Genomic DNA, 17,184 nt, shown 5'->3' with positions numbered 1-17,184 from the left:
GGGGTTGTTTTCGCTCCCCCCCCGCGGGGGTCTTCCCCCGGGCCCCCCCCCCCGGACACCCCCCCCCCCCGGGCACCCGTTGGGGGGCCCCCCCACCCGGCCCCCCACCTCTTCTACGTGCGGGTACGTGCGGGGCTCTATGCGCCGAACGCCAAGGCTCAGGCCGAGGCCATCGCCTTTTGCAGGTTCTCGTCGATCGCGGCGAGGAACTCCTGCGTGGTCAGGTACGGCTGGTCCGGCGAGATCAGCAGCGCCAGGTCCTTGGTCATCTTGCCCTCCTCGACCGTCTCGACGCAGACGCGCTCCAGGGTCTCGGCGAACTTCACGACCTCGGGGGTGTTGTCGAACTTGCCGCGGTAGGCCAGGCCCTGGGTCCACGCGTAGATCGAGGCGATCGGGTTGGTGGAGGTGGGCTTGCCCTGCTGGTGCTGGCGGTAGTGGCGGGTGACGGTGCCGTGCGCCGCCTCGGCCTCGACGGTCTTGCCGTCGGGGGCCATCAGTACCGAGGTCATCAGGCCCAGGGAGCCGAAGCCCTGCGCGACGGTGTCGGACTGGACGTCGCCGTCGTAGTTCTTGCACGCCCAGACGTAGCCGCCCTCCCACTTCAGCGCGGAGGCCACCATGTCGTCGATCAGGCGGTGCTCGTAGGTCAGGCCCGCCTTGTCGAACTCTTCCTTGAACTCGGCGTCGAAGACCTCCTGGAAGATGTCCTTGAAGCGGCCGTCGTAGCCCTTGAGGATCGTGTTCTTCGTGGAGAGGTACACCGGGTAGCCGCGGTTGAGGCCGTAGCGCATCGAGGCGCGGGCGAAGCCGCGGATCGACTCGTCCAGGTTGTACATGGCCAGCGCGACGCCGGAGCCCGGGAAGTCGAAGACGTTGAGCTCGATCGGCTCGCCGCCGTCCTTCGGGGTGAAGGTCAGGGTCAGGGTGCCCTCGCCGGGGACCTTCAGGTCGGTGGCGCGGTACTGGTCGCCGAAGGCGTGGCGGCCGACGACGATCGGCTTGGTCCAGCCCGGGACCAGGCGCGGGATGTTGCTGATGACGATCGGCTCGCGGAAGATCACGCCGTCGAGGATGTTGCGGATGGTGCCGTTCGGCGACTTCCACATCTTCTTCAGGCCGAACTCCTCGACCCGCGCCTCGTCCGGGGTGATGGTGGCGCACTTGACGCCCACGCCGTACTGCTTGATCGCGTTCGCGGCGTCCACGGTGACCTGGTCGTCCGTGGCGTCGCGGTGCTCGATGCCCAGGTCGAAATACTTCAGGTCGACGTCGAGGTAGGGCAGGATCAGCGAGTCCTTGATGAACTGCCAGATGATCCGGGTCATCTCGTCGCCGTCGAGCTCGACGACGGGGTTCGCGACCTTGATCTTGGGACCGGAGTAGGCCATGGCGGATCGTCCTTACGGATCGGGAAGAATTATCTCGACCTCAAGATACATGGCCGCGCCCGCGGATCGCCAAGCGGTGTCGGACCGATGGTGGCCGATGGTGACCAAGGCGACACACCGGCTCAGTTCGAGAAGATCCCCTGCACCAGCAGCCCCAGCACCACCAGCGTGGTGCCGACGACCGTGTAGGTGCCGACGTCGATCGCGCGGCGGCGGACGGCCAGCGTGCCGGCCACCCGGGTGGGCAGGAACAGCCGCAGCCCGGCGGCCAGCAGCAGCGACATCCCCATCACCGCGGCACCCTGGAAGACCTCGTTGTGCACTATCACCGTCATGCCGAAGCCGAAGCCGGCCAGCACCGTCAGGATCGGCCACTCGGCGACGACTTGGCGGCCGAAGGAGACCCCGGAGGGACGGTTGTTCGCGGGCATGGCGCAACTCTACTTGCGCCGGATGACCTCCACGTCCGCTATCTGTAACGAGCGCGCTACGGCGCCACGGCCAGCCAGTCGGCGAATCCGCTGGGCCGGTGCGCGCCGATGAACAGCGTCTCGAACAGGCCGTACCCGTTGCGCACGCCCTCGGGCCCGTCGTACTCGAACCGCGAGAGCCGCTCGGTGATGCCGAACATCCCGGACTTCGCGGCCGCCTCCTCGGCCGGCATCCGCACCTGCTGCACCACCAGGTCCGGACCCTGATACATCCCGTGCCGCCAGTCGGCGTCCAGGCCGTAGCCGCTGCCGACCGCCATGTGGAGCGGGATCAGCTGAGTTACCCGGACCCGTTCAGCGCGGCCGGCGAAGGTCACCGTGGCGGTCTGCACGTCGCGGGTGCCGGAGGTGTAGTGCAGCTCCAGCTCCGGACGGCCCAGCGCCTCGGCCGGACGGCCGTCGCCGAAGACCTTGACCGCCTCCTCCAGGACCCGGCCGCCGTCCTCGTCCTCCTGCGCGATCACCAGAATCGAGAAGTCGTCGAACTGCATCGGCGCGTAGACCCAGTGGAAGGTCGGCGGCACCCCGTCTTTGCCCTGGATCCCGGCGGGCTCGGCCTCGCCGACCGGCCGGATGCCCCAGGACCGGTCGCGCGAGCCCCACCAGGTGTCGGGGGTGACGGCGAGCTCGTCCTCGCCGATGCGCAGCGTCCCCTCCCAGAATCCGGTCTGGGCCAGCCGCACCGAGTCCATCCACACCCGGCCGTTGCGCCGCACGAACTGCCGCGGCTCCCGGGTCGCCGGGATCGCACCGGTCCAGAGCAGGTCGAAGGAGAGCTCGTGCTCCCCCGGCTCCAGCACCACCCGCAGCCGGTTCAGCGGCTCCAGCACCTCGATGCGGAACGGCCCCACGGACAGGTCGCCGCGGTCGGCCCCCAGTTCGCGCGAGGCCCGGACGACTCGGTGGACGCCCCGGTGGACGACCGCGGCGAAGGCGTCGGTCACCCCGAGGTTCGGGTACTGCCCCACTCCCAGCGCCATGAACAGGTCGTCGGCGCGGCGATGGAGGTTGAAGTAGTAGCGGTCATAGAAGTTCCGGTCGGAGGTGGCGACGTGCGCCAGCGACTCCGAGGTCTGATGGAACGGGAAATCATCAAGGGGGGACAGGTCCCGATGGTCACCGGACATGTCCCCCCTTGTAGGGGTGATCTGATCAACCGTCAATAGCGACGCCTCAGAGCTGCCGCTCCGCGATCTCCACCACGTTGTTCAGCAGCATCGCGCGGGTCATCGGCCCGACGCCGCCGGGGTTCGGCGACACCCAGCCCGCCACGTCGCGCACGTCGTCCGCGACGTCGCCGGCCAGCCCGCCCTCGCCGCGCGACACGCCGACGTCCAGCACCGCCGCGCCCGGCTTCACCAGGTCGGCGGTGATCAGGTTCGGCACGCCGGCGGCGGCCACCACGATGTCCGCCTTCAGAGTGTGGAAGCCCAGGTCGCGGGTGCCGGTGTGGCACAGCGTCACGGTCGCGTTCTCGCTGCGGCGGGTCAGCAGCAGGCCCAGCGGCCGGCCCACGGTGATGCCGCGGCCGACGATCACCACCTCGGCCCCGGCGATCGCCACATCGTGCCGCCGCAGCAGCTCGACGATGCCGAGCGGAGTGCACGGCAGCGGCGCCGGCGCGCCGAGCACCAGCCGGCCGAGGTTGGTCGGGTGCAGGCCGTCGGCGTCCTTGTCCGGGTCGACGAGCTCCAGGATGGCGTTCTCGTCGATGCCCTTGGGCAGCGGCAGCTGCACGATGTAGCCGGTGCAGGCCGGGTCCTCGTTCAGCTCGGCCACGGCCTCGGCGACCTGCGCCTGGGACGCGGTCGCGGGCAGCTGGCGCTGGATCGAGGCGATGCCGACCTGCGCGCAGTCGCGGTGCTTGCTGCGTACGTAGGACGCGGACGCCGGGTCGTCGCCGACCAGCAGCGTGGCCAGGCCGGGCACGATGCCGCGCAGCTTGAGCGCCTCCACGCGCGTCGACAGCTCGCTCTTGATGGTGGCGGCCGTCGCCTTACCGTCCAGAATCTGTGCCGTATGAGAAGCGTGTGCGGTCATAGGGGTTCTCGCCTCCTCAGTGGGTGAAGTGCCGGGTGCCGGTCATGTACATGGTGACGCCGGCCTTGCGCGCCGCCTCGACCACCAGCTCGTCGCGGACCGAGCCGCCGGGCTGCACCACGGCCTTGACCCCGGCCTCGGCCAGGACCTCGAAGCCGTCGGGGAACGGGAAGTAGGCGTCGGAGGCCGCGACCGAGCCGCGCGCCTTGTCGCCGGCCCGCTGGACCGCCAGCTTGGCCGAGTCGACCCGGTTGACCTGGCCCATGCCGACGCCGACGGAGGCGCCGCCGGAGGCCAGCAGGATCGCGTTGGACTTCACCGAACGGATCGCGCGCCAGGCGAAGACCAGATCGGCGAAGGTCTGCTCGTCGGCCGGCTCGCCGCTGGCCAGCGTCCACGTCGCCGGGTCGTCGCCCTCGGCCTGGTACAGATCGCCGTCCTGGAGCAGCAGGCCGCCGCAGATCTGGCGGAACTCCAGGCGGCGGCGGTTGCGGCTGCCGGTCTTCAGGATCCGGATGTTCTTCTTGGTCTTCAGCGTCTCCAGCGCTTCCGGCTCGTAGTCGGGGGCGCAGATGACTTCGGTGAAGACCTCGTTGACCTGGAGCGCCATCGCGTTGGTGACGGTGCGGTTGGCGGCGATGATGCCGCCGAAGGCCGAGACCGGGTCGCACTCGTTGGCCAGCCGGTGCGCCTCGGCGATGTCCCCGGCGGAGCTGACGGCGATACCGCAGGGGTTGGCGTGCTTGATGATGGCGACGCAGGCTTCTTCGAAGTCGTGGGCCGAGCGGATGGCCGCGTCGGTGTCCACGTAGTTGTTGTAGGACATCTCCTTGCCGTGCAGCTGCTCGGCGGTGGCCAGGGTGTCCTGCTCGCCTTCGCTGACGTAGAGCGCGGCGCCCTGGTGCGGGTTCTCGCCGTAGCGCAAGACGGCCTTGCGCTCGTAGGTGCTGGCCAGGAAGTCGGGGAAGCGGGACTCGCCGTCCGGCGCGTAGGCCGAGGCGAACCAGCTGGCAACCGCGGTGTCGTACTCGGCGGTGTGCGCGAAGGCTTCGGCGGCCAGGCGCTTGCGCTGGGCGAAGGTGAAGCCGCCGCCGGCCACCGCGGTCAGCACTGCGTCGTAGTGGGCCGGGTTGACCACAACGGCCACACTCGGGTGGTTCTTGGCCGCGGCGCGGACCATCGAGGGCCCGCCGATGTCGATCTGCTCGACGCACTCGTCGGGGGCGGCGCCGGAGGCGACGGTCTGGGTGAACGGGTAGAGGTTCACCACGACCAGGTCGAAGGGCTCGACGCCGAGCTCGGCGAGCTGCTTGCGGTGGTCGTCCAGCCGCAGGTCGGCCAGGATGCCGGCGTGCACCTTGGGGTGCAGGGTCTTGACCCGGCCGTCCAGGCACTCCGGGAAGCCGGTGAGCTCGGCCACCTCGGTGACCGGGATTCCCAGGTCGCGGATCAGCTTCGCCGAGCCGCCGGTGGAGACCAGGGCGACCCCGGCCGCGTGCAGGCCGCGCGCCAACTCCTCAAGCCCGGTCTTGTCATACACGCTGACCAGCGCGCGCTTGATCGGGCGGATGTCCTCAGTGCTGCTCACTGGAAAGTGACCTTTCGGTTGTCGATGGTCCAGCCTTGGCGGGCCAGCCGGCCCACGACGTCGACGAGCAGCGCCCGTTCCGCCGTCTTGATGCGCTCGTGCAGGCTCTCCACGTCGTCGTCGGCCTCGACCGGGACGGCGGCCTGCGCGATCACCGGGCCGTCGTCGACGCCGCCGGCGACGAAGAAGACCGTGCAGCCGGTGACCTTCACGCCGTAGGCCAGCGCGTCGGCGGGGCCGTGCATGCCGGGGAAGCTCGGCGAGAGCGCGGGATGGGTGTTGATGACGCGGCCGTCGAAGGCGGCCAGGAAGTCCGGGCCGAGCAGCTTCATGAAGCCGGCCGAGACCACCAGGTCCGGCTCGTACTCGGCGACCTTGTCGCGCAGCGCGCGGTCCCAGTCCTCGCGGGTGGCGAAGTCCTTGACGCGGAGTGCGAAGGCGGGGATGCCGGCCTGTTCGGCGCGTTCCAGGCCCTGGATGCCGGTGCGGTCCGCGCCGACGGCCACGATGGTGGCGCCGAACGCGGGGCCGGCGGGCTGGGCCTGCTGGGGCTGCTGGGCTTTCTCGGCATTCTCTGCGTCGATCAACGCCTGCAGATTCGTGCCCGAACCGGAGACGAGGACCACGATCCTCGCCGGCGCGTCCGGGCGGTGGTGCACGAGCCCTGGTGGGCTCTTCGTTCCTTCGGGGTGGACCACGACCGCGGCCTCCTCATAGGTGTTTGCTGTTGTCTGCCGGTCGGACCCATCCCACTTGGACGGGCGGGGTCGCCATAGGCAACGATAGTGGGCGGACGGGGCGTAGCCCGCCAGCCGACCAGCGATGAACCGATCATGTCCACGATAACCCGGAGGACTTCCGTGACCGATGCCGAGCAGCGGCCCACGCCGACGGACAGCGGGCTCGGCGCAGGTGGCGTCGGGGCCGCTGAGCCGGATGAGCAGAGTGGGGCGTCCGGGTCGGATGCGGTGGCGGCGGCTCCCGTTCAGACCAAGGCGCCCGTTCAGACTCCGGTCGAGGACAACCCGTTCGCGCCGCCGCCGGAAGACGCACACGACGCGCAGCCGATGCCGCCGTCCCCGTGGGGCGCGCCGCCGCAGCAGCCGTACGGCCAGGTGCGTCCGGGCCCGGTGCAGCCCTGGGGCGCGGAGCGTCCGCGCGAGCCGGAGCAGCCGCATGCCCCGTGGGGCGATCCGAACCGGTACGGCCCGGTGGACCGGCGTCCGGACCCGCGCGAGGATCCGGACCGGCGCTACCGCGACCAGCGCGAGAACCCGACTCCGCAGCGTCCGCAGCGGGATCTGAAGACCCGGTGGGCGCTGGGGCTCTCGCTGGGCTCGACGGCGTGCACGATGCTGGCGATCTACCAGGGGCTGGCGACGTTCCCGGCCTGGATGGTCGGCTCGGCGGCGGGCCTGGCGTTCGCGGTGGCGGCGTTCGTGCTGTCGATCTCGGCGCAGCGGACGGCGGCGCTGAAGCACCAGCGGGCCTCGGAAGCCACCGCCAGCATGGTCTCCGCTTCGGTGTCCGGCGTGCTGGCCGGGCTGCTGCTGGTGGCCTCGATCGTGTGGTGGACCCCGTTCAAGGACTACGCCAAGTGCATGGAGGGCGCGAACACGCAGGTCGCGGAGAAGATGTGCCTGACGCAGCTGGAGAACAGCACCGGGATGTCGACCTCGCGGTAAGCCGCCACCGAGTCAACTCCTGTACATAAAGACCTGCTGATCATCGCAGATCACGGGGAGGTTGCGGCGACCCTATATAGGGTTTCCGCGCTTGTGGCCGCGCCCTACTGTGTGGATGTCCGACGCACCCATCCACTTTGACAGTAAAGGCCTCTCGTCGTGTCCCAGGATCCCTGGCAGAACCCGAACAACCCTCAACAGGGCGGCTCTGCGACTCCCCCGCCGGCCTATCCGGCGTACCCCGGCGGCGCTTACGGCTACGCCGCGCCGGCGCCGGTGAAGCCGCCGAGGCCGAACTCAGTCCGGATCGCCGTCAACCTGATGTTCGCCGGGGCTGCCCTCGAAGTGGTCAACCTGATCATCGGGCTCGCCATGACGAACACCCTCGAAAAGAACCTGCAGAACCTCGGATACGACACCACCACCGTCAACAGCGACAAGGGCCGCGTGTTCACCACCCTCGTCATCGGTGGACTCATCCGCGCCGGACTCTGGATCTGGATGGCTCTCGCCGTCCGCGGCGGCCACAACTACGCCCGCATCGTCTCCAGCGTCTTCTTCGGCATCGGCGTCGTGGGCGCCCTCATCAACCTGGTCCCGGGCTGGGTCCCGGTCCTCGACAAGATCGGCGCGGTCGCCACCATCCTGGCCGGCCTGCTGGCGATCATATTCGCCTGGAAGGGCGAGTCCGGGCCCTACTTCCGTCCGACGCCGGGGCCGGAGTACGGCTACGGAGCCCAGTACCCGCCGCAGGGGCAGCCCCCTTACGGCCAGGGCTAGCGGCGGCGCCAGCACCACCACGGCGGCGGTCACCCCCAGGAGGAGGAGGGTGGCCGCCGCCGTGCGCCACCCGGAGGGGCCCAGCGTGGCCATGCGGCCGCCGGCCAGCGGGCCGCCGGAGAGCGTCGCGGCCAGCCCGGCGAGCAGCGCCACGACGACGGCCGCCGCGCTCAGGGCCCGGACGCGGTCGCCGAGCGCGTGATGCCCAGCGCGCGTCACGACCAGCGCCAGCGTCACCCCGGCCGCCACCGGCAGCGCGAGGAACGCCAGGTCGTAGGGGAAGATCCGGCTGCCGTTCCGCGGCAGCGCGCCGAGCAGCGGGAACACCGGCAGCGCACCGACCTTGGTGCTCAGGACACTGACACCGGTGCCGGTGCCGACCGCGAAGCCGGGGCCGAGGGCGAACGAGGCCGACCAGGCCACGGCGTTCGGCAGGAGCGCGAGGCTGAGCAGGAACATGCCGACGGCGTCGGCGACGCCGCGGGGCCAGCCGGCTTCGGGGAGGTGCGCGATCAGCGTGCCGGCCAGCACCAGCGCGCCGCCGCCGACGAGCACGGCACCCGAGGTGGCGGCCGCCCGGGCCGCGGTGGACACCCAGCGCGGCGCGTCGCAGAACCCGGCGATCCGCCGCCAGCGCGCGGCCGTCGGCACCAGCGCACCGAACAGGACCGCGAAGAGCACGGCCTGCGCGGTGTCGGGACGCACGTCGCCCGTCGCGGCCCCGGAGGCGACGAGCGCGGCGACGAGGCAGTAGCCGGTCGCGGCGCCGAACGCGGTGTAGGCGAGATGCACGGGCCGGGCAACAGGTGCGACAGCCGTGTGCCAGAGCGCGAACACCAGCAACGCGGTGAAGCCGAGCGGCGCCAGCGCCACCCGGCCGGCGGGCACGTCGAGCGCCGCGTGGTGGCCGAGCAGCCAGAGCTGGCCACCGACGCGTAACGGGCCGGTGAGGCCGGCGGTGTTCGGCGCCGAGACCAGCCAGACGGTCACGCAGAGGGTGACGGCGGCGAGCCAGGTGGCGATGGCGGCCAGCGCCGCGTGGGCGCCGGCGCGGGCGGCTAGGCGGAGGTCGCGGCCGTGGGGGGCGTTCCAGGCGGCGAGGAGTGTGTCGCTCCAGGTGGCGACTAGGTCGCGCAATGCCTCGGCGAGGGGTGGGGGTGGGGGCGGCGGTTTGTGCTCCGGGTCTTGGCGAGCGCGGGAGGCGGCGAGTTGCTCGGCGACCCAGCTGCGGTCCGGTCCGGCGGTGGGGGCGGTGGCGGCGCTGCGGGGGTCGGGTTCATCGCGCATGTCCCCACTCTGGTCAGCGGGTCCGTTCCGACCGGGGCGGCGGTGCGCGCCTCACCGGGGGCGGGGGTGGGATTCACTCTGGCGGCCTACAGGGGGGAAAGTGGGAATGGGGTGGGGGCGGGGCGGGGGGCGGTGTTGGGTGGGTTGGTCGGTGAGGTGGTCGAGGTGCGGTTGGCCTGTGGTTTACAGACGATTTTTACGGCTTCGCGCAGGGGTTGATGACCTCGCAGGGGGACGCAGTTCGGTTGAGCCCCGCCTGTTGCGCTGGCGGCTGGCGGTTTCGTGGACACGACCGCGCACACGTCCCGGTCTATGCGCGTGTTGCGCTGGCGGCTGGCGGTTTTCGTGGGCACGACCACGCACACGTCCCGGTCTATGCGCGTGTTGCGCTGGCGGCTGGCGGTTTACGCGGACACGACCACGCACACGTCCCGGTCTATGCGCGTGTTGCGCTGGCGGCTGGCGGTTTGCGCGGACACGACCACGCATGGGTCCGAGTCACTGCGCACACGTTGCGTAGGCGGCAATCGTCGTGCGTGGTGGGCACCTTGAGGCCTCCGGCGGGCGCTCTACAACGAGGGGGCGACCCGCGCGACCTGCTTGATGGCGGCGGCCCGCGACTGGTCGGCTTTCTATCCGCTGTTGCCTGCGTCGCGCTGGTCGGCGGCGGTCGCTGCTTGTGGTCGCCGGGTTCTGTGCCCCTCGCCACGTCGTCGCCTTACGGAACCAGCCCGGTCCGGCGGCGTCAAGCCGCATCACACCTGCTGTGGTACAGCCTCGCCCGGCTTGACACCACCGAACCGGGCAGGTTGGCTTCGCCCGCCGACGCGGCGAGGGGCACAGAACCAACACCCCGCATGGTCCGGTCGGACACGACTCACCACGTGGCCGGCGGCGGAAAAGACGCGGGCCCCGGCCGCGCTCGAAGCGCGGTCGGGGCCCGAGAGCCAGAACCCTTACAGGCCCTGCATGATCTCGCGCATGAGCTGTGCGGTCGCTGAAGGGGTCTTGCCGACCTTCACGCCGACTGCTTCGAGCGCTTCTTGCTTGGCGGCGGCGGTGCCGGCTGAGCCGGAGACGATGGCGCCGGCGTGGCCCATGGTCTTGCCTTCGGGGGCGGTGAAGCCTGCGACGTAGCCCACTACCGGCTTGGTGATGTGCTCCTTGATGTAGGCGGCTGCGCGTTCTTCGGCGTCGCCGCCGATTTCGCCGATCATTACGATTGCTGCGGTGTCCGGGTCGTCCTGGAAGGCCTGGAGGCAGTCGATGTGGGTGGTGCCGATGACGGGGTCGCCGCCGATGCCTACGGCGGTGGAGAAGCCGAAGTCGCGCAGTTCGTACATCATCTGGTAGGTCAGGGTGCCGGACTTGGAGACCAGGCCGATCTTGCCGGCCTTGGTGATGGTGGCCGGGATGATGCCCGCGTTGGAGGCGCCGGGGGTGATCAGGCCTGGGCAGTTCGGGCCGATGATGCGGGTCTTGGCGCCCTTGGCGAGGTTGTAGGCCCACACCTCGGCGGTGTCGTGGACCGGGACGCCTTCGGTGATGATCACGCAGAGGGGGATCTCGGCGTCGACCGCCTCCAGTGCTGCGGCCTTGGTGAATGCCGGCGGGACGAAGAGCACGGAGACGTCCGCGCCGGTCTTGTCCATCGCCTCGGCCACGGTGCCGAATACCGGGACCTCGACGCCGTCGACGTCGACGGTGGTGCCGGCCTTGCGGGGGTTCACGCCGCCGACGATCTTGGTGCCCGAGGCCAGCATGCGCTTGGTGTGCTTCATGCCCTCGGAGCCGGTCATGCCCTGGACGATGACCTTGGAGTTCTCAGTGAGGAAGATAGCCATGTTGTTTTCTCAAACCCCTCAGCGCGCGTTCGCCAGCTCGGCCGCGCGGTCCGCGGCGCCGTCCATGGTGTCGACCTGCTCCACGCCCGGCAGCTTGGCGTCCACCAGGATCTGGCGGCCCAGCTCGGCGTTGTTGCCGTCCAGGCGGACGACCAGCGGCTTGCTGCCGGCCGCGTCGCCCAGCAGCTCGAAGGCCTGCACGATGCCGTTGGCGACCGCGTCGCAGGCGGTGATGCCGCCGAAGACGTTGACGAACACCGACTTCACGGCCGGGTCGTTCAGGATGATGTCCAGGCCGTTGGCCATGACCTCGGCCGAGGCGCCGCCGCCGATGTCCAGGAAGTTGGCCGGCTTGACGTCGCCGTGCTTCTCGCCGGCGTAGGCGACCACGTCCAGCGTGGACATGACCAGGCCCGCGCCGTTGCCGATGATGCCGACCTCGCCGTCGAGCTTGACGTAGTTGAGGTTCTTGGCCTTGGCCTTGGCCTCCAGCGGGTCGGCCGAGGCCGCGTCCTCCAGCGTCTCGTGGTCCTCGTGGCGGAAGGCGGCGTTGTCGTCCAGCGACACCTTGCCGTCCAGCGCGACGATCTGCCCCGAGGAGGTCTTCACCAGCGGGTTGACCTCGACCAGGGTGGCGTCCTCCTGGACGAAGACCTGCCACAGCTGCACCAGCGCGGCGGCGACCTGGTCGGCCACGTGGTGCGGGAAGTTCGCGGCCTTGACGATCTCGTCGGCCTTCTCCTGCGAGAGGCCCTCGTGGTAGGCCGCGGCGTCCACCGGGACCTTGGCCAGCGCCTCGGGCTTGGTGACCGCGATCTCCTCGATCTCCATGCCGCCCTCGACGCTGGCCATCGCCAGGAAGGTGCGGTTGGAGCGGTCCAGCAGGAACGAGACGTAGTACTCCGCCTCGATCTCGGCGGTCTGGGCCAGCATCACCTTGTGGACCGTGTGGCCCTTGATGTCCATGCCCAGGATCGCGGCGGCCTTCTCCTTGGCGTCCGCCGGGCCCTCGGCCAGCTTCACGCCGCCGGCCTTGCCGCGGCCTCCGACCTTCACCTGGGCCTTGACGACCACCCGGCCGCCCAGCTTCTCGGCAGCGGCTTCCGCCTGCTCCGGGGTCTCGGCCACTTCGCCGCCCAGCACCGGCACACCGTGCTTAGCGAAGATGTCCCTCGCCTGGTACTCGAAAAGATCCACGCGCGTCCGTCCCTCATCAAAGGAAGATTCCGGTACGGCTACCGCTACGGAAAACGCGGATGCCGTCCACCTCATCGCAGGGTAGTCCGGTGCGCTGCCAGATCACGAACCGGGAGCCGGACACCGGGGGTGTGAATTCGGGCACACGGGGGACGCGCCACTGGTCCCGACATCCGAGACGGGACCAGTGGAGTTGAGCGGGATCCGAAGGTTTTGCTATGCGTTCCGGTCGCATTCCCGTGCGCGCAACGCGCGCGCCGCGTCGTCCCGCGACTCCAGAACCAGCCGCCGCAGCGCCGGCGCCTTGGCCGCGTCGGAGGCCAGCCACGCGTCGGTGCGCGCGAGCAGCGCCGGCGAGGTCAACGGCCAGGGGAAGCCGCCGCTGACGATCCGCTCGGCGTTCTGGATGCTGCGCTCGGCCCAGATCGTCGCCAGCTGCGCGAAATACGGCTCGACATAAGGCTCGGCCAGCTTGTCGGCGTCGACTTGGTAGAACTCGGACAGCACGGCGCCGATCAGGTCGTTGGGCTGGTCGGGTGTCTCCACGACCAGCCGCCAGGCCTCTGCCTTGGCCTCGGCCAGCGGACGCGCCGCGCGGGCGGCGGCCCGGTGCCTTCGGCCGTCGGCGGTGTCGTCGGCCGCGGCCTCGCGCTCTGCCAGCACCCCGTCGTCGTCCAGGCCCTCGGCGGCCAGCGTTTCGATGATCGCCCAGCGCAGGTCCTGGTCGACGGCCAGCCCGCCGAACGACAGCTCCCCGGACAGCAGGGCCTTGAGTTTGTCGAAGTCCGAGTCCTGACTCGCCGCGCGCACCGCGCCGTAGACGAAGGCGACCTGGTGGTCGCCGCCGGCCGGCGCCGCCGCCAGCAGCTCCCACAGCCGGGCGGAGATCACGGCGTCGGCGGCCGGGCGGTGGGCCGGGTCGAGGTACTCCCCGCGCACCACGCGCACCTGGCGCAGCAGGTTCTGCACGACGCTGATGTCGGTCTCGGCCTCGATGTTGCGCAGCACGATCGCGATGAAGCGGCGCCCGGACATCACCGCGTCCCGGGTCATGTGCCACACGCCGGACCAGACCAGCGCGCGGGCCATGGAGTCCGGCAGGGCCGCGATGCCGCCGCGCTCGAACGCGTCGAGCTCGGCCGGGGTGAAGCGGATCTTGGCGTAGGTCAGGTCCAGGTCGTTGAGCAGGACCAGGCCCGGGCGCGGCTTGCCGACCAGCTGCGGCAGCTCGGTGCGCGCGCCGTCGATGTCCAACTCGACCCGCTCCACCAGCTCCACCGCGCCGGTGGCCGGGTTCGGGGAGTAGCAGCCCACGGCGATGCGGTGCGGGCGCAGGGTCGGGAACTCCGGCACCGCGCTCTGCGCGACGGCCGCGGCGGTGACCACGCCGTTCGCGTCGGTCTCCAGCTCGGCGGTCAGGGTGTTGACGCCGGCGGTCTCCAGCCAGGCCTTGGACCAGGTCTTCAGGTCGCGGCCGGAGGTCTCCTCCAGCGTGGCCAACAGGTCGTCCAGGGTGGTGTTGCCGAAGGCGTGGCGCTTGAAGTAGCGGCGGGCGCCCTCCAGGAACGCCTCCTCGCCGACGTAGGCAGCCAGCTGCTTGAGGACCGAGGCGCCCTTGGCGTAGGTGATGCCGTCGAAGTTGAGGCGGGCGTCCTCCAGGTCGCGGATGTCGGCCACGATCGGGTGCGTGGTCGGCAGCTGGTCCTGGCGGTAGGCCCAGGCCTTGCGGCCGTTGGCGAAGGAGACCCAGGCGTGCTCCCAGCGGGTGGCGCGGGTCAGGGCGTAGGCGCCCATGAAGTCGGCGAAGGACTCCTTGAGCCACAGGTCGTCCCACCACTTCATGGTGACCAGGTCGCCGAACCACATGTGCGCCATCTCGTGCATGATCGTGTTGGCGCGGCCCTGGTAGGAGGCGTCGGTGGTCTTGGAGCGGAAGACCATGCGCTCGTTGAAGGTGACCAGGCCCGGGTTCTCCATGGCGCCGAGGTTGTACTCGGGCACGAAGGCGGAGTCGTACTTCCCGAAGGGGTAGGGGTAGTCGAAGATCTCGTGGTAGAAGTCCAGGCCGGCCTTGGTGACGTCGAGGATCGCCGCGGCGTCGAAGTAGGGCGCCAGGGACTTGCGGACCATGGCGCTGACCGGGATCAGCAGCTCCGAGCCGTCCTTGAGCGAGACGGTGTGCTGGTCCTCGACCACGTGGTAGTCGCCGGCCACGATCGCGGTGATGTAGGTGGAGATCGGCTCGGTGGTGTTGAAGCGCCAGGTGTTGGCGTCGTCCGAGCTCTGCGTCAGCTCCTCCAGGGTCTCGTTGGACCACACGCGCCACCGCTGCGGAGCGGTGACGGTGAACTGGAAGCGGGCCTTGAGGTCCGGCTGCTCGAAGTTGGCGAACAGCCGCCGCGAGTCGGCGGGCTCGAACTGGGTGTAGAGGTACACCTCGCCGTCCACCGGGTCCACGAAGCGGTGCAGTCCCTCGCCGGTGTGGCTGTAGGCGGCGTCGGCGTCGATGACGACGACGTTCTCGGCCCGCAGCCCCCGCAGGTGCACGCGCGCGCCGTCGAACACCTCGGCGGGGTCCAGCGCCTCGCCGTTGAGCGTCACGCTGCGCACCGCCGGCGCGAGCAGGTCGACGAAGGAGGCGGCGCCGGGCTCGGAACAGCCGAAGGCGATGGTGCTCCTCGACCCGAACGTGGTGTCGCCGCGCGTCAGATCGAGCTCGACCGCGTAGTGCTCGGCCGTCAAAAGCCGGGCACGCTCCGCCGCCTCGTCGCGGGTCAGATTGCCGCCAGTCATCGGTTTACTCCTGTCGCGCGGTAAGGGCCGTCCGCGTCGACGACCGCCTTCGACGATCCTAAGAGCGCCAGGAAGCCGACGGCAGCGCCGCACCCCGCGGCGATCGCGGCGTCCCGGTAGATCAACCATCCGTCGGTGTCCGCCCGCCAGACGGTGACGAACCCGCCGCCGCCCTGGTGCGCGGCCATCGAGACGATCACGGCCTGCCCCGCGATGTACGCGGCCATACCCACGACGAAGCCCAACGGCGGCCGCGCCAGACCACCCACCCGAGCGATGCCACCGGCGGCCAGGAGCAGCACGAGGACGTCGAGGCTGACGCCGGCGGCGGGTTCCCGGAGCTCGGCGGCCAGTCCGCCGGGGAGGATGGCCGCCGGACTGAGCACGGCCGTCGCGTTGTAGACGGCCATGGCGAGGGCACCACGCCGCGCACCGAGCAGGAAGCCGAGCGCGAGAGCGGTCGCGGCGAAGGCGATGCCGACGGCGGTGCTGGCGCCGGTGCCGGTGCTGGCGGGCAGGAGGCCGAAGAGCATCAGGAGCCCGGCGCCTGCGAGGCCGAGGAGGACGTCACGGAGGCCGCCGCCGGGGAGGCGGTCGGCGGCGACGGGGTGGTGCCACCAGGGCGGACGGGACGCGGGCGGCGGCGGGGGCGGGGTGGGGTGGTTCGGGGCGTGGGGCAGGGGCGAGTGCCAGGGTTCTGCGGTGGGGGGCTGGAAGGTGATGGATGTGGGGGTGCGTTCGGGCCGCTGGACGCTGGGCAGCGGCGATGGGCCGGCGGGCTCAGGCGAGATGTGGGGCGGATACTGATTCGGCGCCCCAGCAAGCAAGCCAGGTGTGGCGGCGGACTCAGGCTGCTGGAAGCCAGGTAGCGGCACGGCTTGATTCGGCGGGCCACCAGCTGCGGCGGCACCGGACAGGCCGGATGCGGCAGCGGGCTCGGGCGGCTGGATGCTTGGCGCGGAGGTTCCGCTGTCCAGGCCGGCGGTCGCGGGGCCACCGGGCAGCACCGCTGTGCCGCGCTCAAGCGGAAGAGCCTCGGTCGGCGAATTCGCGTCCGTGCCAGGCACGGCTTTGGCAGGCACAGCTTTGGCAGGCGCGGCTTCGGTGGGTGCGCCGTAAAGCCGATCGCCGACGGGCTGCTCGGCCGCGTGATGACTGCGGCCGACCTGAATCAGGATCGCCAGTTCGTCCGGCCGCACCGGCCAGAGTGCGATGAGGTCGCGCGGCGTCGGACGGTCGGCGGGTTCCTTGGCAAGGCAGCGCCTCAGCAGAGGGCGGAACTCGTCGGGCACTCCCGCCAACTGCGCTTCGCTGAACCTGGTGCGGTACATCCGTGCTTCTGAGGGGCCTCCGCCGAAGGGGCCGTGCCCTTGCACCGCGTAGGCGAGGACAGCGCCCAGCGCGAATACGTCCGAGGCGGTTGTCGCGCCTCGGCCCGCGATCTGTTCCGGGGACATGTAGCCCGGGGAGCCCAGGACCGAGCCGGCATGGGTCAGGACGCTGTCGGTGTCGCGGTGGGCCAGGCCGAAGTCGATGAGTTTCGGTCCGTCGGGTGCCAGCAGGATGTTGTCCGGCTTCACGTCGCGGTGCACGAGGCCCGCGGTTTCCAGCGCGGCGAGCGCGTCCGCGAGTCCTGCGGCCAGGGCCCGTAACGCGCGCGGGGGCACCGGCCCGGACTGGCGGACCACCTCGCCGAGGGTCGGGCCGTCGATGAACTCGGCCGCGTACCAGGGTTGGGGCGCGTCTGGGTCGGCGTCGAGGACGGTTGCCGTGAAGCGTCCGGTCACGGCCTTCGCGGCGCGGACTTCGCGGGCGAAGCGGCGGCGGTAGTCCGGGTCGGCGGCGATCTCCTGGTGGACCAGCTTCACCGCGACCAGGCGGCCGTCGGCCGCGCGCGCCAGGCACACCAGGCCCATGCCGCCGGAGCCGAGGCGGCCCAGGAACTGGTACGGGCCCACGCCTCGCGGGTCGAGGGCCCGCAACCGCTGCACGTTCACGATCGGCCACCGCCCCGGCGGCGGCCCGGCACCGCACTCATGTTCCCCCGCATAGCGCACACCGTATAAGCCGCGTGCGGCCGCGTCACCA

The 17,184-nt window shown here is 70.8% G+C and carries 12 protein-coding genes; 1 reads left to right on the top strand and 11 read right to left on the bottom strand.

The annotated features are described in order from the left end of the window. Positions 1 to 158: 158 nt before the first annotated feature. The 6 genes from ABH935_RS37405 to purN all read right to left on the bottom strand — a co-directional run bounded on the left by ABH935_RS37405 (position 159) and on the right by purN (position 6,208). Entirely contained in the window at positions 159 to 1,391 is a 1,233-nt protein-coding gene (locus ABH935_RS37405) for an NADP-dependent isocitrate dehydrogenase (protein ID WP_370382702.1), read from the bottom strand. Between the two features lie 122 nt (positions 1,392 to 1,513). Beyond that, positions 1,514 to 1,822, bottom strand: a complete 309-nt coding sequence (locus ABH935_RS37400) for a DUF3017 domain-containing protein (RefSeq protein WP_194913877.1) — start codon at positions 1,820 to 1,822, stop codon at positions 1,514 to 1,516. Positions 1,823 to 1,878: 56 nt separating this feature from the next. Continuing rightward, the gene (locus ABH935_RS37395) at positions 1,879 to 3,009 is read right to left on the bottom strand and encodes a hypothetical protein (RefSeq protein WP_370382701.1); all 1,131 of its coding nucleotides are present in this window, start codon (positions 3,007 to 3,009) and stop codon (positions 1,879 to 1,881) included. Between the two features lie 46 nt (positions 3,010 to 3,055). After that, on the bottom strand, positions 3,056 to 3,922 hold the full coding sequence (locus ABH935_RS37390; protein WP_370382700.1) for a bifunctional methylenetetrahydrofolate dehydrogenase/methenyltetrahydrofolate cyclohydrolase: 867 nt from the start codon (positions 3,920 to 3,922) through the stop codon (positions 3,056 to 3,058). A 16-nt stretch (positions 3,923 to 3,938) separates the two neighbouring features. Then, the gene (gene purH, locus ABH935_RS37385) at positions 3,939 to 5,510 is read right to left on the bottom strand and encodes a bifunctional phosphoribosylaminoimidazolecarboxamide formyltransferase/IMP cyclohydrolase (RefSeq protein ID WP_370382699.1); all 1,572 of its coding nucleotides are present in this window, start codon (positions 5,508 to 5,510) and stop codon (positions 3,939 to 3,941) included. Then, on the bottom strand, positions 5,507 to 6,208 hold the full coding sequence (gene purN, locus ABH935_RS37380; protein ID WP_370382698.1) for a phosphoribosylglycinamide formyltransferase: 702 nt from the start codon (positions 6,206 to 6,208) through the stop codon (positions 5,507 to 5,509). The genes purH and purN overlap by 4 nt, the downstream gene beginning before the upstream one ends. 162 nt (positions 6,209 to 6,370) lie before the next feature. Between purN and ABH935_RS37375 the strand changes: the two genes are divergently transcribed. Then, entirely contained in the window at positions 6,371 to 7,195 is an 825-nt protein-coding gene (locus ABH935_RS37375; protein ID WP_370382697.1) for a hypothetical protein, read from the top strand. 297 nt (positions 7,196 to 7,492) lie between these two features. Here the strand turns inward: ABH935_RS37375 and ABH935_RS37370 are convergent, their stop codons facing one another. From ABH935_RS37370 to ABH935_RS37350, 5 genes are all read right to left on the bottom strand, one after another. Next, on the bottom strand, positions 7,493 to 9,262 hold the full coding sequence (locus ABH935_RS37370) for a DUF6350 family protein (RefSeq protein WP_370382696.1): 1,770 nt from the start codon (positions 9,260 to 9,262) through the stop codon (positions 7,493 to 7,495). A gap of 956 nt (positions 9,263 to 10,218) precedes the next feature. Further along, positions 10,219 to 11,106, bottom strand: coding sequence for a succinate--CoA ligase subunit alpha (gene sucD, locus ABH935_RS37365; protein WP_370382695.1), 888 nt, complete (start codon positions 11,104 to 11,106; stop codon positions 10,219 to 10,221). A gap of 18 nt (positions 11,107 to 11,124) precedes the next feature. Further along, the gene (gene sucC, locus ABH935_RS37360) at positions 11,125 to 12,303 is read right to left on the bottom strand and encodes an ADP-forming succinate--CoA ligase subunit beta (RefSeq protein WP_370382694.1); all 1,179 of its coding nucleotides are present in this window, start codon (positions 12,301 to 12,303) and stop codon (positions 11,125 to 11,127) included. 216 nt (positions 12,304 to 12,519) lie between these two features. Then, entirely contained in the window at positions 12,520 to 15,096 is a 2,577-nt protein-coding gene (gene pepN, locus ABH935_RS37355; RefSeq protein WP_370382693.1) for an aminopeptidase N, read from the bottom strand. Next, positions 15,093 to 17,093, bottom strand: a complete 2,001-nt coding sequence (locus tag ABH935_RS37350) for a protein kinase (protein WP_370382692.1) — start codon at positions 17,091 to 17,093, stop codon at positions 15,093 to 15,095. Before ABH935_RS37350 ends, pepN begins: the two co-directional genes overlap by 4 nt. Positions 17,094 to 17,184 lie beyond the last annotated feature (91 nt).

The organism is Catenulispora sp. GAS73 (assembly GCF_041262085.1).
Taxonomy (GTDB): domain Bacteria; phylum Actinomycetota; class Actinomycetes; order Streptomycetales; family Catenulisporaceae; genus Catenulispora.
The sequence above is the reverse complement of the archived record's forward strand: the minus strand, read 5'-3'. Positions and strand labels throughout refer to the sequence as shown.

Coding starts and splice junctions, on each gene's coding strand:
- ABH935_RS37405 (WP_370382702.1), bottom strand. CDS start 1,391: ATGGCCTACTCCGGTCCCAAGATCAAGGTCGCGAACCCCGTCGTCGAG.
- ABH935_RS37400 (WP_194913877.1), bottom strand. CDS start 1,822: ATGCCCGCGAACAACCGTCCCTCCGGGGTCTCCTTCGGCCGCCAAGTC.
- ABH935_RS37395 (WP_370382701.1), bottom strand. CDS start 3,009: ATGTCCGGTGACCATCGGGACCTGTCCCCCCTTGATGATTTCCCGTTC.
- ABH935_RS37390 (WP_370382700.1), bottom strand. CDS start 3,922: ATGACCGCACACGCTTCTCATACGGCACAGATTCTGGACGGTAAGGCG.
- ABH935_RS37370 (WP_370382696.1), bottom strand. CDS start 9,262: ATGCGCGATGAACCCGACCCCCGCAGCGCCGCCACCGCCCCCACCGCC.
- sucD (WP_370382695.1), bottom strand. CDS start 11,106: ATGGCTATCTTCCTCACTGAGAACTCCAAGGTCATCGTCCAGGGCATG.
- pepN (WP_370382693.1), bottom strand. CDS start 15,096: ATGACTGGCGGCAATCTGACCCGCGACGAGGCGGCGGAGCGTGCCCGG.